This is a genomic window from Mycobacterium heidelbergense (assembly GCF_050205645.1).
GTDB lineage: Bacteria > Actinomycetota > Actinomycetes > Mycobacteriales > Mycobacteriaceae > Mycobacterium > Mycobacterium heidelbergense_A.
Genome location: NZ_JBNMQT010000015.1, coordinates 62,805 through 76,281, shown reverse-complemented (window position 1 = coordinate 76,281; position 13,477 = coordinate 62,805). Strand labels below are relative to the sequence as shown.

The window sequence follows — 13,477 nt, the reverse complement described above, 5'->3', positions numbered from 1 at the left end:
CCTTCTTGGGCTTCTAAAGGCGCACCGGATTCAAGCGGTACTTAGCTTAGGTATGTTCTTCCGCCACTGTAGTCGCCGTCGCGGCGGCCCCAGGGATCAGGGAAGGATCAGGGCGGGCTCAGGGAAGGATCAGGGAAGCTTGACGACCCCGTGCCGCTCCGCGAAGGGCGTCATCAGCCGCGCCAGATCCCGCGCCACATCATGATCGGCCTCGGGGGGCATGGACACATAGCTCATCGCCAGCCGGACGATCGCCCGAGCCAACACCCCGGCGTCCTCTTCACTGGTGGCCACCCAGCTTTCGGTGAGCGCGGTGGTCAAGCGCGCCGACGCGCGCGTGATGATGGGCGCGCTGTCGGTGGTGATGATCTGCAGCAGGTCGGGCTTCGCGACGCCGGTCAGCAACGAGATCACCAATGGGTCGGCCGCCGACTCCGCGAAAAAGGAACGAAAGCCCTGCAGGAACGCTTCGTAGATGTTGCCGACGTTGGCGTCGATGGCGGCGTGGACGGCGTCGACCAGGCGATCGGCCAGGCGCAGGGCGTATCCCTGCGCCAGGCCCTGCCGCGAGCCGAACTCGTTGTAGATGGTCTGCCGGCTGATGCCGGCGGAGCGGGCGACGTCGGACAGCGTGATGGCGGACCAGTCTCGCGTCTGCAGCAGCTCCCGCATCGCGTCCAGCACCGAGTCGCGCAACAGGGCGCGGGACGCCTCGGCGTACGGCACCCGCTTCACAGGCGCGACATTAGTTGTTGGGACGCTCAGGATCGAGCAACCTCCACCATCTCGAAGTCGGATTTTGCCGCGCCGCAATCGGGGCAGCTCCAGTCCTCGGGGATGTCGTCCCATCGGGTGCCGGGCGCGATGCCGTCTTCCGGCCAGCCCTTGGCCTCGTCGTACTCGAATCCGCATTGGACGCAGATGAAGAGCTTGTAGTCGCTCACTGATTCACTCCTATGGTTGTGGGTTCGAAGTCGACCTTCTCGCGCACCGCGCAGTCGGGGCAGCACCAGTCGTCGGGGATGTCACTGAAGGGCGTGCCCGCGGGAAACCCTTCCCGCGGAGCGCCTTTCGCTTCGTCGTAGGTATAGGCGCAACCGGGGCAGCGGTAGGCGATCATGCCGCGGCCCCTTCCGGGGCGCCGCACGTCGCCAGCAGCTTCGCGCGCAGCCGCGGCTGCAGGTTGACCCGGGTGATGTCGCCGTCGTAGTGCTCGAGCACGCGATGATCCATCACCCTGCGCCACAGCGGCGGGAAGTAGGTCAGCGAAATCATCGACGCGTACCCGCTGGGCAGGCTCGGCGAGCCCGCCATGCTGCGCAGCGTCTGGTATCGCCGGGTCGGGTTGGCGTGGTGATCGCTGTGCCGCTGCAGGTGATACAGGAACAGGTTGGTGACCACGTGGTCGGAGTTCCAGCTGTGCGCCGGGGCGCAGCGCTCGTAGCGGCCTTTCCCAGAAGCGGTGTCATTGCGTTGCCGCAGCAGTCCGTAGTGCTCGAGGTAGTTGACGTTCTCGAGCAGGCTGAAGCCGAAGACCGCCTGGATCACGACGAACGGGATCAGCGCCGGCCCGAACACCGCGATCAGCGCGGCCCACAACACGACCGACATCGCCCAGGCGTTGAGCACGTCGTTGGACGGGTACGTCTTGGGATTCCACGGGTTCGAGCCTTGCCGGCGTATCCGCTGGGCCTCGAGGGAAACGGCGGAACGCAGGCCGCCAAAGACGCTGCGCGGCAAGAACTCCCAGAACGTCTCGCCGAAGCGGGCCGACGCCGGGTCCTCCGGGGTGGAGACGCGCACGTGGTGGCCGCGGTTGTGCTCGATGTAGAAGTGGCCGTAGCAGGTCTGCGCCAGGGTGATCTTGGACAGCCACCGCTCCAGCGCATCCTTCTTGTGCCCCATTTCATGCGCGGTGTTGATGCCGACGCCGCCGAGCACACCGACGGACAGCGCGAGGCCGATCTTGCCGAGCCAGCCCAGCCCGCCTTGGGAGTCCGGGAAACCCAGCCAGTGCAGGTTCGACGCGGTGAACAAGTAGGCGGCCAGCACCACGCTGGCGTACTGGAACGGGATGTAGATGTAGGTGCAGTAGCGGTAGTACCTGTCGTTCTCCAGCCGTTCCATCACCTCGTCGGGCGGATTCTGCCCGTCGGGCCCGAAATGCAGATCGAGGATGGGCAGCAGGACGTAAAGCAGGATGGGCCCGATCCACAGCGGCGCCTGCGCGGCGGCGTGCCAGCCGAGCTGATTCAACCCCCAGATGATCGGCAGCATCACGAACAGCGCCGTCGGGGCGATCAGTCCCATCAGCCACAGGTGACGCTTCTTGTCCCGCCAAACGGGCGCATCAGCCGCCGGTGCCTCGGGCCGCAGGGTGGTCATATGCCAAACCTCCTTGAGTCATGCCGCATTCATGCCACTTGGAGTTGGACAATACGCCCCGCTGCGTCTCCTGTCTAGACATACAGACCTATTTTGTAAAGACTTCCGCCGTTCGAGTCTGTTCGACGTCTCGGCGGCCCTGCACCGAATGCCATCGGCCGTAGCCGACGTAAATCGCGGTCCCGACCACAAGCCACACGGCGAAGCGAACCCAGGTGAGCGCCGTGAGGTTGACCATCAGCCACGCGCACGCGCATATCGACGCGATCGGAAGCCACGGCACGCCTGGGGCCTTGAATCCGCGCTGCAGGTCCGGTCGGGTCCGGCGCAACACGATGACACCGGCGGACACCAGGACGAACGCGAATAGCGTCCCGACGTTGACCATCTCCTCGAGCTTGTTAATCGGGAACACCGCCGCCGTCGCCGCCACCACCACCGCGACCAGCACGGTGATCCGGACCGGCGTTCCGCGCGAACCGGTCTTGGCCAGCGGCCGCGGCAGTAGCCCGTCGCGCGCCATCGCGAACAGCACCCGGCACTGCCCGAGCATCAGCACCATCACGACGGTGGTCAGGCCGGCCAACGCCCCCACGGAGATGATTTTGCTAGTCCACGTCAACCCGTTCGCGGTGAACGCGGTAGCCAGGTTCGCGGACTTGCCGCCGGGGGCGGTCTTGAGCTGGGTGTAGGAGACCATTCCGGAAAGCACCACCGAGACCGCGACGTACAGAACCGTCACGATCGCCAGCGACGCGAGGATCCCCTTCGGGACATTGCGCTGCGGTTCCTTGGTCTCCTCGGCCATGGTCGCGACGATGTCGAAGCCGATGAACGCGAAGAACACGATCGACGCCCCCGCCAGGACGCCAAACCAGCCGTAGTGGCTGCTGTGCGCCCCGGTCAGCAGCGACAACACCGACTGGTTGACGCCCGACGCGTCCCCCCCGACTTCCGGCTTCGGAATGAACGGCGAGTAGTTCGCCGGTTTGATGTAGAAGGCGCCGACCACCACGACCAGGATCACCACCGACACCTTGATGGCGGTGATCACCTGGGAGAACCTCGACGACAACTTGGTCCCCAAGGCGATCAGGGTGGCGACCATCGAGACAATTACCAGCGCGCCCCAGTCGACCTGGATCGAACCGAGTCTGACTGTGCCCCCTGCGAATCCGAACACCGTGCCCAGGTAGCTCGACCAACCCTTGGAGACGACGGCCGCGCCGACCGCCAACTCCAGCACCAGGTTCCAGCCGATGATCCAGGCGACGAACTCCCCGAAGGTGGCGTAGGAGAAGGTGTACGCGCTGCCCGCCACCGGCAGCGTCGACGCGAATTCGGCGTAGCACAACGCCGCCAGCGCGCACGCAACCGCGGCGATCACAAACGAGATCCAGATCGCCGGCCCGGTAATGTCGCCGGCTGTCGACGCGGTGACCGTGAAGATGCCCGCGCCGATCACCACCGCGACCCCGAACACCGCGAGATCCAACCAGGTCAGGTCCTTGCGTAGCCGGGTGCCCGGCTCGTCGGTGTCGGCGATCGACTGTTCGACCGACTTCATGCGCCAGCGATTGGCCATTCGCTCGCCCCTTCCGTCACCCATTGGTCCGCACCCTAGTGGGTAGTCTGCGGGGATGCCCCACAGCGCAGCAACCACGAGGAACCACGCCGTGGTCATCGGGGCGAGCATCGCCGGGCTGTGCGCCGCGCGGGTGCTCTCGGATTGCTATGCCGCGGTGACCCTCTACGAGCGCGACGAGCTGCCGAGCACACCGGCGAACCGCGCGACGGTACCCCAGGACCGGCACCTGCACATGCTGATGGCCCGCGGCGCCATGGAGTTCGAAGACCTGTTCCCGGGCCTGCTGAAGGACATGGTGGCCGCGGGCGTGCCCATGCTGGAGAACCGCCCGGACTGCATTTACCTCGGCGCGGCGGGCCACGTCCTCGGGACGGGCAGCACCCTCCGCGACGAGTTCACCGCGTACGTGCCCAGCCGGCCGCACCTGGAGTGGCAGTTGCGCAAGCGGGTCGAAGACCTCGACAACGTCAAGATCGTCCGGCGGTCGGTGGCCGAGCCGCGGTTCGAGGCAGCCCGGCAGCGCGTGACCGGTGTGCTGCTGGACCCCGCCGACCACGAGGCCGGGGAGCCGGAGTTCGTGCGCGCCGACCTCGTCGTCGACGCGGCCGGTCGAGGCACCCGACTGCCGGTGTGGTTGTCGCAGTGGGGATATGCGCGCCCCACCGAGGAAATCGTGGATATCGGCATCAACTACGCCACCCAGCAGTTCCGCATCCCCGACGGCCTGATCGCCGAAAAGGTGGTCGTCGCCGGCGCTTCCCATGACGAGTCGCTGGGGCTGGGGATGCTGTGCTACGAGGACGGGACCTGGGTGCTCACCACCTTCGGGGTGGCCGATGCCAAGCCGCCGCGGACATTCCCCGAGATGCTGGCGCTAGCGGACAAGCTGCTGCCGGACCACTTCACCGACGCACTGGCGCGAGCCGAACCCTTCGGCGAGCCGGCGTTCCATGCCTTTCCGGCCAGCAGGTGGCGCCGCTATGACAAGCTGGACCGCTTTCCCGGCGGGATCATCCCGTTCGGCGATGCCGTCGCCAGCTTCAACCCCACCTTCGGGCAGGGGATGACGATGACGTCACTGCAGGCCGGTCATCTGCGGCGGGCTCTGCAATTCCCGGAAAACCAACTGGCCCAGGAACTCAACCGGGCCACGGCCAAGACCACCTACCCCGTGTGGATCATGAACGCGATCGGCGACATCGCGTTCCATCACGCCGGTACCAAGGAGCCCTTCCCGTGGTGGTGGCGTCCCTCGGGCGCGCTGTTCGACCAATTCCTCGGGGCCGCCGAAACCGAACCCGTTCTCGCGGAATGGTTTTTGCGCCGGTTCTCGCTTCTCGACAGCCTCTATATGATCCCGCCGCCACGGATCATCGGCCGTACCGTGGCGCACAACATGCGGCTGTGGCTGCGCGAGCGCCGGGGGGCCGTCACAGCCCCACGGTCGCCCTGAACAGCTTCGCGGGCTCGCGCGCCACCAGCCGGATGGGGCCGTCGTCGGCCGCAACCCACGCCGCCATTCCGCGTTCCAGCGTCAGCGATCCGGACTTTGCGTGCACCGTCGTGGAACCCTCGCTGCACAACAGGATTTGCGGCCCCTCGTGGCTGCACGACGCGTCGACTTCGTGGCCGAGGTTCTCGCCGTCGAGCACCAACAGCGCGACCGCGAACTCATCGGTCGGCGTTTCGTAGATCAGGCCGAGACCTTCGCGGCGCGTCGACGCCCGCAGCCGGTCTTCGGCGGTGGGGGCGAAGTCCAGCACCCGCAGCAGTTCGGGCACATCGACGTGCTTTGGGGTGAGCCCACCGCGTAACACGTTGTCGGAGTTGGCCATAACCTCCACCCCGAAACCGCGCAGATAGGTGTGCAGGTTGCCGGCCGGCACGAAGATCGCCTCGCCCGGTTCCAGCGTGACGCGGTTGAGCAACAGCGCCGCCAGCACACCGGCGTCGCCCGGATAGCGCTCCCCGAGTTCCAGCACCGTCTTGGCCTCGGCGGCGAATTCCGTTGCGCCCGAGCTGACGTACTGGATGGCGCCGTCCAGCACGGCGGGCACCAACACGTCGAGGTCGGGCTGCGGCGCGGTGATCCAGGTGGTGAACAACGCGCGCAGCCCGTCGGCGTCGGACTGGTCGTTCAGCAGATCGATGTAGGGGTCGAGGTCGGAAACCGCCAGCGCCCGCAGCAGCTCAACGGTGCGCGACACCGGGCGAAATCCGGCCAGCGCCTCGAACGACTCCAGCGCCACCAGCAACTCGGGCTTGTGCGAGGTGTCGCGATAGTTGCGAACCGGCGAGGACACCGGAATGCCCAGCCGTTCCTCACGCAGATAGCCCTCGACCGCCTGCTCGGCGCTCGGGTGAGCCTGCAGCGACAGGGGCTCGTCGGCCGCCAGCACCTTGACCAAGAACGGCAGCACATCACCGAAGCGGCCGCGCGAGGAGGAACCGAGCTGTCCCTCGGGATCGGCGACCAGCGCCTCCATCAACGAGATTTCGCCCTGCTCCGTTTCCAGCCAGGCCGGGTCGCCGGGGTGTGCCCCGAACCAGAGTTCGGCTTCCGGGTGCGCGGCCGGCACCGAGCGCCGGGTGAATTCGGCGATGGCGGTGCGCGATCCCCATGCGTACGTCCGTAACGCCCCGCGAAGCAGTTCCACTGTTTATCTATCCCCGCGCCAGTCTCAAGTAAACGGCGGCCATCTCCAGCCGAACGGCTAATACTGCCAGTTGCTGCTCGGCGCGTGCGGCACCGCCCGGGGCGGACGCCCCGACCAGACCGGCGGACCCGCCCACACCCCCGGGCGCTTCGGGCACATCCTCGGCCGCGATCAGGTAGACCTCGTTGAGCCCGGCGACGCGGGCGGCCACCACCGTCCGCTCGACGGCCAACGTGAGCGCGAGCACCCGCAGCCGCTCGGGCAGCGGCCCGTCGATTTGCTCGTCGTGAAAGAGAGCATCCACGGCGGACGGCGCTTGGCCAAACCCGGACCCCGACTCCGAGCTCGCGCGCAGCGCCACCACCGCATCCGCAAGGCCGGTCGCGGCGGCCACATGGTGGGCGATCCGCAACAGCACCGAACTGCCGTGCCGGGCCAGCGCCAGCGTCGCGGCGCAGTCGCCGGCCAGCGCCACCTGGGCGTCGGAGATGCGCGCGGCGATCATCTTGGCGGGGTTGGTGAATAGCTCGCGGGCTGCACTGTTGCGCAGCGCCTCGGCGTCCAGCTCGTCGGCGAGCAGCGCCAGGTCGATGTCCGGCGCGGGGTCCACGCTCTTCAGCACGGCCAGGCCGGCGGCCAGGTACCGGGGCAATCCGAACTCGTCGGGAACCGACAGGCGCGGCTGCAGCACCGCGGCGCGCCCGGCCGTGGAGTCGCGCAGCGGGCCCTCGTAGGGCGCCGCCACGACGACCCGGGCCCCGCGGCGCACCCCGGTCGCGGCGGCCCCGACCAGCGCGGGATCGCCGGGGTCGTCGCCCGCGACGACCAGCACGTCGAGCGGGCCGATCCACGGCGGCGCGTCGCCGGCGAGCGCGATCGGCGCCGACGCGGCGCCGCCCTGCGTCGCGGCCAGCAGCGTCCCGGCGGTCTCGGCGGTGCCGCGGCCGGCCACCCAGATGATGCTGCGCGGCCGGTCGTCGATGCGCAGCGAATCCAGCGCGCCTTCCTCGGCCGCCGCCGCGATGGCGCGCACCTGCGCGCCGGCCGACGACGCGGCCCGCAACAGGCCCGCCCGGTCGGCCTCGAGCAGGCCGTCGGTGTCCTCGAGATCGATCGCCCGGGTGGCGTTCACCGCGCGGCCTCTGGGGTTTGGCCGGCGATCGCGGCGATCTCGACGCTGATCTGCTGGACCACCGCGTCGACATCCTCGGTGCTGCGGCCCTCCACGTTGAGCCGCAGCAGCGGCTCGGTGTTGGAGGTGCGCAGGTTGAACCAGCTGCCGTCGCCCAAATCCACGGTCACCCCGTCCAGGTGGTCGATGGAGTGAATCCGGCTGCCGAACGACTTCAGCACGGCGTCCACGCACCGCGACGCGTCGTCGACTTTGAAGTTGATCTCGCCGGAGGATTCGTAGCGCTGGTAGTCGGCGGTCAGCTCCGACAGCGGCCGGTCCTGCTCGCCGAGCGCGGCCAGCACGTACAGCGCGGCCAGCATCCCGGAGTCGGCGCCCCAGAAGTCGCGGAAGTAGTAGTGCGCCGAGTGCTCGCCGCCGAAAATCGCCCCGGTCTCGGCCATCAACCCCTTGATGTAGGAATGCCCGACCCGTGAGCGCAGCGGGGTGCCGCCGCGCTCGGTGACCAATTCGGACACCGCGCGCGAGGTGATCACGTTGTGGATCACGGTGGCGCCGATCTCGCGGCCGAGCTCCCGTGCGGCCACCAGGCTGGTCACCGTCGACGGCGAAACCGGCATCCCGCGTTCGTCGACCACGAAGCAGCGGTCGGCGTCGCCGTCGAAGGCCAGCCCGATGTCGGCGCCGGTCTCGCGCACGTACTTCTGCAGGTCCACCAGGTTCGCCGGGTCGAGCGGATTGGCCTCGTGGTTGGGGAACGAACCGTCGAGCTCGAAGTACAACGGCAACAACGTGATCGAGTCGATCGCACCCAGCACGGCGGGCGCGGTGTGCCCGGCCATGCCGTTACCGGCGTCCACCGCCACCCGCAACGGACGCAGCCCCGAGGTGTTCACCAGTGAGCGCAGAAACTCGCCGTAGTCCGCGAGCACGTCGCGATCGGAGATATCGCCCGGCGCCCCGTCATAGGTTGGTACCCCGGCGATCACGTCGTCGCTGATCACCCTCAGGCCGGTGTCCGCGCCGACGGGTTTGGCCCCCGCCCGGCACAGCTTGATGCCGTTGTAGGCCGCCGGGTTGTGGCTCGCGGTGAACATCGCGCCCGGACAGTCAAACAGTCCCGAAGCGAAGTACAGCTGATCGGTAGACGACAAACCGATGCGCACGACGTCGAGGCCCTGGCTGTTCACCCCCGCCGCGAACGCCGCGGCGAGCGACGGCGAGCTGTCCCGCATATCGCGGCCGACGACCACCCGTCGCGCCCCGTCGGCGCGCATCAATCTGGCGAACGCGGCGCCGACGTCGGCGACCAACGAATCGTCGATCTCCTCGCCCACCAGCCCGCGTAAGTCGTAAGCCTTGATGACACGGTGGATAGCCGCGGCGGGCCGGGACATGCGGAGGCTCCTGACGACTACTTGCTTGGACTCTTCTGGACTCTTCTTGGACTCTTTGGGGCCAGCCTATCGGCCCGCCAAGGTTACGGGTCCAAACGGTGCGCGGTGCTAAGCGGTAGCGCTAATCGGCCGGGTCGGGCAGCACGCGCAGGTGCCCGCGGCGGCGTCCGGAACGCTGCTCGGGCGGCGCGAGGACACCGCCGCTGGGCGCGGTGGCATGGGCCCCGGCGGGGCGCAGAGCCGGGTCGGCGGAGAAGCCGTTCATCGCGGTCGCGCCGCCATAGGGCACCCCGCCACCGCCTGGGCCCTCGCGCACCGCGTCCGCCAGCGCCACCAGGTCGTCCTCGTCGGGATTGGGCAGCGGGCCGGCGTGGCGCACCAGTTCCCAGCCGCGGGGTGCGGTGATCCGGCCGGCATGGCCGACGCACAGATCCCAGGAATGCGGTTCGCGCGCGGTGGCGAGCGGGCCTACCACTGCCGTCGAGTCCGAGTAGACGAACGTCAAGGTCGCCACGGCATAGTGCGGACACCCGGGCCGGCAACAGCGACGGGGAACGTTCACGACGAAAGGCTATCGTGGACAAACGCCGCGGAAGCGCCGGACACGCGCAACCGTTCGACCCCCGATGTTCAACCGTTACCATCGGGCCCAGTGAATGATTCCCGCGGCGATTCGCGCAGCTCCCCGCGCGGTGGCTGGTCTCAGGGCCGGTCAGGGAGCCGCTCGGTTTCACACCGGGCCACACGACGGGGCCGCGATATGCGCGGTCCGCTATTGCCGCCGACGGTGCCCGGATGGCGCAGCCGGGCCGAGCGGTTCGACATGGCGGTGCTGGAGGCATACGAACCCATCGAGCGGCGCTGGCAAGACCGGGTGTCCGAGCTCGACGTCGCCGTCGACGAAATCCCGCGGATCACCGCCAAGGACCCGGAGAGTGTGCAGTGGCCGCCCGAGGTCATCGCCGATGGGCCGATCGCGCTGGCCCGCTTGATACCGGCGGGCGTCGACGTCCGCGGCAATGCGACGCGCGCTCGAATTGTGTTGTTCCGCAAGCCGATCGAGAGACGGGCGAAGGACACCGTCGAACTTGGCGAGTTGCTGCACGAAATCCTGGTGGCTCAGGTGGCCATCTATCTGGACGTGGAACCCTCGGTCATCGACCCGACGATCGACGACGAATGACGCTGGGCGGGGTCAGATTTGGGCGGGTCTGAAGCGGGTCAGATGATGCCGCGCTTGAGGCGACGGCGCTCGCGCTCGGACAGACCGCCCCAGATGCCGAAGCGTTCGTCATGCGCCAGGGCATATTCCAGGCACTCATGACGCACCTCGCAACCCAGGCAGATCTTCTTGGCCTCGCGGGTGGAACCACCCTTCTCGGGAAAGAAGGCCTCGGGATCGGTTTGCGCGCACAGCGCGCGGTCCTGCCATTGATCGGCGGTCGGCGGCAGGGGCTCGGGTTCGAATGCCACTGGGGCATCGGGAACCACGGTCAGGTGCGGACGCGCAATTGGCGCCGGCGTCGCACCAATGGTGGTGTGCGGTGTGCTTGCCATAACGCCCCGAAGGTGTTCATAAGACATGCGTCGTCCGCCTCCTCAGGTTGATTTTGAGAGAGTGATTTGATGCCACTGTTCTGATGTACAGACAATTCGAACAAGTGATCGAATCTCGGTCTGCGACACCGGAACCGGCCGGCCAACCGGGAAATGACACTGATGTGATTAGACACGGGTTGAGCTGCCCGGTCAAGCACTTCGGCGCATTTCCATATCATCTCGTGATCAAATTTCGGCGTTTCTGTTGTTATTGACACTCGGCGTGTCGGTCACAACTGTCTCAAGCTTCCCAATTGTGCTCGTCGAAATGGGCTTTTGTGGCCCACTTGGTGGCCGGCATGCCGCGCGTCGCCGGCCGGTACTGTCGTGCGATGTGAAGGTCACCGCGCTGGTCGGTGGGGTCGGTGGCGCCCGGTTCCTGCTTGGCGTCCAGCAGCTGCTCGGCCTGGGTCAGTTCAAGGCGCAACAACGCCCCGATGCTGAAACCACCAGCCACGAGCTAACCGCGATCGTCAACATCGGTGATGACGCGTGGATCCATGGCTTACGTGTCTGCCCGGATTTGGACACCTGCATGTATACCTTAGGTGGAGGCGTCGATCCACAACGGGGTTGGGGTCACCGCGACGAAACCTGGCATGCCAAAGAGGAATTGGCGCGTTACGGCGTGCAGCCGGACTGGTTCGAACTCGGCGACCGCGATCTTGCCACCCACTTGGTCCGCACCCAGATGCTGCAGGCCGGCTACCCGCTGTCGCAGATCACCACCGCGCTGTGCGACCGCTGGCAACCCGGCGCGCGATTGCTACCGGCCACCGACGACCGTTGCGAGACACACGTGGTGATCACCGATCCCGCAGACGGGAGCCGCCGGGCGATCCACTTCCAGGAGTGGTGGGTGCGCTATCGGGCGCGGGTGCCCACCCACAGCTTCGCCTTCGTCGGCGCCGAAAAGGCCAGCGCCGCAACCGAAGCGGTCGCGGCCATCGGCGACGCCGACGTCATCCTGCTGGCGCCGTCCAACCCGGTGGTCAGCGTGGGCGCCATCCTGGCCGTCCCGGGCATTCGCGGCGCGCTGCGGGGAGCCACCGCCCCGGTCGTCGGCTATTCGCCGATCATCGGCGGAAAGCCGTTGCGCGGCATGGCCGATGCGTGCCTTTCCGTGATCGGGGTCGAATCCACCGCGGAAGCGGTCGGCCAGCACTACGGGGCTCGCCGCGACACCGGCATACTGGATTGCTGGCTGGTGCACGAGGGCGACTTGGAAAACTTTAAAGCCGACATCAAGGGGGTCGCGGTGCGCTCGGTGCCGCTGTTGATGAGCGACCCGAAGGCGACGGCCGAAATGGTCGCCGCCGGGCTGGACCTTGCGGGCGTGACGGCGTGACCGACCGTTCAAAAGAACACGGCACCGCCGCGGCAATCGAGATCCTGCCCGTGCCCGGGCTCCCCGAGTTCCGGCCCGGCGACGACCTGAGCGCGGCACTGGCCGCCGCGGCCCCCTGGCTGCGCGACGGCGACGTCGCGGTGGTCACCAGCAAGGTGGTGTCCAAGTGCGAGGGCCGGCTGGTGCAGGCGCCGCGGGACGCCGAGGAGCGCGATCGGGTGCGGCGCAAGCTGGTCGACGACGAGGCGGTCCGCGTGCTCGCGCGCAAGGGCCGGACCCTGATCACCGAGAACCGGCTCGGGCTGGTGCAGGCCGCCGCGGGCGTGGACGGTTCCAACGTCGGCGGCGACGAGCTCGCGCTGCTGCCCGTCGACCCCGACGCCAGCGCGGCCGCGCTGCGCGCCGGGTTGCGCGAGCGGCTCGGCGTCGACGTCGCCGTTGTCATCACCGACACGATGGGCCGCGCCTGGCGCAACGGCCAAACCGATGCGGCCGTCGGCGCGGCGGGTCTGGCTGTGCTGCACGGCTATTCGGGGGCCGTCGACCAACACGGCAACGAACTGATCGTCACCGAGATCGCGATCGCCGACGAGATCGCGGCCGCCGCCGATCTGGTCAAGGGCAAATTGACCGCCGTGCCGGTGGCAGTGGTCCGCGGGCTGCCCAAGCGTGTCGTGTCCGACGACGGCACCACCGCCCGGCAGCTGCTGCGGCCCGGCGAGGAAGACCTGTTCTGGCTCGGCACCGCCGAAGCGATCGAGCTGGGTCGTCGGCAGGCCCAACTCTTGCGCCGATCGGTGCGCCGGTTCAGCGGCGAGCCGGTGCCGCCGGACCTGGTGGAGGCCGCCGTCGCCGAGGCCCTCACGGCACCGGCCCCCCACCACACCCGGCCGGTGCGGTTCGTGTGGCTGCGAACTCCGGCCATCCGGGCCCGGCTGCTGGACCGGATGAAGGACAAGTGGCGCGCCGACCTCGCCGGCGACGGCCGGCCCGTGGACTCGATAGATCGCCGGGTGGCGCGGGGCCAAATCCTCTACGACGCACCCGAGGTCGTCATCCCGATGTTGGTCCCCGACGGCGCGCACAGGTATCCCGATGCCGCCCGCACCGGTGCCGAGCACACGATGTTCACGGTCGCCGTCGGCGCGGCCGTGCAGGCGCTGCTGGTCGCGTTGGCGGTGCGCGGCCTGGGCAGCTGTTGGATCGGCTCGACGATCTTCGCCGCCGACCTAGTCCGCGCCGAGCTCGAGCTGCCGGCCGATTGGGAGCCGTTGGGCGCCGTCGCGATCGGCTACCCGGCGGAGCCGACCGGATTGCGCGACGCGGCGCCGGACGCCGGGGATCTGTTGATCCGCAAGTGATACTGGGCCG

The 13,477-nt window shown here is 68.2% G+C and carries 14 protein-coding genes; 4 read left to right on the top strand and 10 right to left on the bottom strand.

The window, feature by feature from the left end; all coding sequences use genetic code 11:
• Window positions 1-129 precede the first annotated feature (129 nt).
• The 5 genes from alkX to ACQI5H_RS17630 form a co-directional block, all read right to left on the bottom strand.
• Window positions 130-735 (bottom strand): TetR family transcriptional regulator AlkX, encoded by a 606-nt coding sequence (gene alkX / locus ACQI5H_RS17650; RefSeq protein WP_427080615.1) that lies wholly within the window; start codon window positions 733-735, stop codon window positions 130-132.
• A gap of 26 nt (window positions 736-761) precedes the next feature.
• A complete protein-coding gene (locus tag ACQI5H_RS17645) occupies window positions 762-944 on the bottom strand; it encodes a rubredoxin (protein ID WP_076057702.1) in 183 nt (60 codons plus the stop codon).
• A complete protein-coding gene (locus ACQI5H_RS17640; RefSeq protein WP_427080614.1) occupies window positions 941-1,120 on the bottom strand; it encodes a rubredoxin in 180 nt (59 codons plus the stop codon). Before ACQI5H_RS17640 ends, ACQI5H_RS17645 begins: the two co-directional genes overlap by 4 nt.
• A complete protein-coding gene (locus ACQI5H_RS17635) occupies window positions 1,117-2,385 on the bottom strand; it encodes an alkane 1-monooxygenase (RefSeq protein ID WP_427080613.1) in 1,269 nt (422 codons plus the stop codon). The genes ACQI5H_RS17640 and ACQI5H_RS17635 overlap by 4 nt, the downstream gene beginning before the upstream one ends.
• A gap of 88 nt (window positions 2,386-2,473) precedes the next feature.
• Window positions 2,474-3,970, bottom strand: coding sequence for an amino acid permease (locus ACQI5H_RS17630; RefSeq protein ID WP_427080612.1), 1,497 nt, complete (start codon window positions 3,968-3,970; stop codon window positions 2,474-2,476).
• Window positions 3,971-4,061: 91 nt separating this feature from the next.
• On the opposite strand from ACQI5H_RS17630, the gene ACQI5H_RS17625 reads away from it, so the two are divergent.
• Entirely contained in the window at window positions 4,062-5,426 is a 1,365-nt protein-coding gene (locus ACQI5H_RS17625; RefSeq protein ID WP_427080663.1) for an FAD-dependent oxidoreductase, read from the top strand.
• Here ACQI5H_RS17625 and manA read toward each other — a convergent pair.
• The 4 genes from manA to ACQI5H_RS17605 form a co-directional block, all read right to left on the bottom strand.
• Entirely contained in the window at window positions 5,404-6,630 is a 1,227-nt protein-coding gene (manA, locus tag ACQI5H_RS17620; RefSeq protein WP_427080611.1) for a mannose-6-phosphate isomerase, class I, read from the bottom strand. The two genes, ACQI5H_RS17625 and manA, sit on opposite strands and share 23 nt — an antisense overlap.
• A gap of 7 nt (window positions 6,631-6,637) precedes the next feature.
• Window positions 6,638-7,762: a TobH protein gene (locus tag ACQI5H_RS17615; RefSeq protein WP_427080610.1), complete on the bottom strand. Its 1,125-nt coding sequence runs from the start codon at window positions 7,760-7,762 to the stop codon at window positions 6,638-6,640.
• On the bottom strand, window positions 7,759-9,159 hold the full coding sequence (locus ACQI5H_RS17610) for a phosphomannomutase/phosphoglucomutase (protein WP_427080609.1): 1,401 nt from the start codon (window positions 9,157-9,159) through the stop codon (window positions 7,759-7,761). The genes ACQI5H_RS17615 and ACQI5H_RS17610 overlap by 4 nt, the downstream gene beginning before the upstream one ends.
• A gap of 121 nt (window positions 9,160-9,280) precedes the next feature.
• Complete coding sequence (locus tag ACQI5H_RS17605; protein WP_427080608.1) at window positions 9,281-9,721, bottom strand: DUF3499 domain-containing protein; 441 nt, start codon at window positions 9,719-9,721, stop codon at window positions 9,281-9,283.
• A gap of 198 nt (window positions 9,722-9,919) precedes the next feature.
• Here ACQI5H_RS17605 and ACQI5H_RS17600 point away from each other — a divergent pair, with 198 nt between their 5' ends.
• The gene (locus tag ACQI5H_RS17600; protein WP_076057693.1) at window positions 9,920-10,342 is read left to right on the top strand and encodes a metallopeptidase family protein; all 423 of its coding nucleotides are present in this window, start codon (window positions 9,920-9,922) and stop codon (window positions 10,340-10,342) included.
• Between the two features lie 38 nt (window positions 10,343-10,380).
• Here the strand turns inward: ACQI5H_RS17600 and ACQI5H_RS17595 are convergent, their stop codons facing one another.
• On the bottom strand, window positions 10,381-10,716 hold the full coding sequence (locus ACQI5H_RS17595) for a WhiB family transcriptional regulator (RefSeq protein ID WP_076057692.1): 336 nt from the start codon (window positions 10,714-10,716) through the stop codon (window positions 10,381-10,383).
• 376 nt (window positions 10,717-11,092) lie between these two features.
• Between ACQI5H_RS17595 and cofD the strand changes: the two genes are divergently transcribed.
• Together cofD and ACQI5H_RS17585 are read left to right on the top strand one after the other, a co-directional pair.
• Window positions 11,093-12,106: a 2-phospho-L-lactate transferase gene (gene cofD, locus ACQI5H_RS17590; RefSeq protein ID WP_427080607.1), complete on the top strand. Its 1,014-nt coding sequence runs from the start codon at window positions 11,093-11,095 to the stop codon at window positions 12,104-12,106.
• A complete protein-coding gene (locus tag ACQI5H_RS17585) occupies window positions 12,103-13,467 on the top strand; it encodes a coenzyme F420-0:L-glutamate ligase (RefSeq protein WP_427080606.1) in 1,365 nt (454 codons plus the stop codon). Before cofD ends, ACQI5H_RS17585 begins: the two co-directional genes overlap by 4 nt.
• Window positions 13,468-13,477 lie beyond the last annotated feature (10 nt).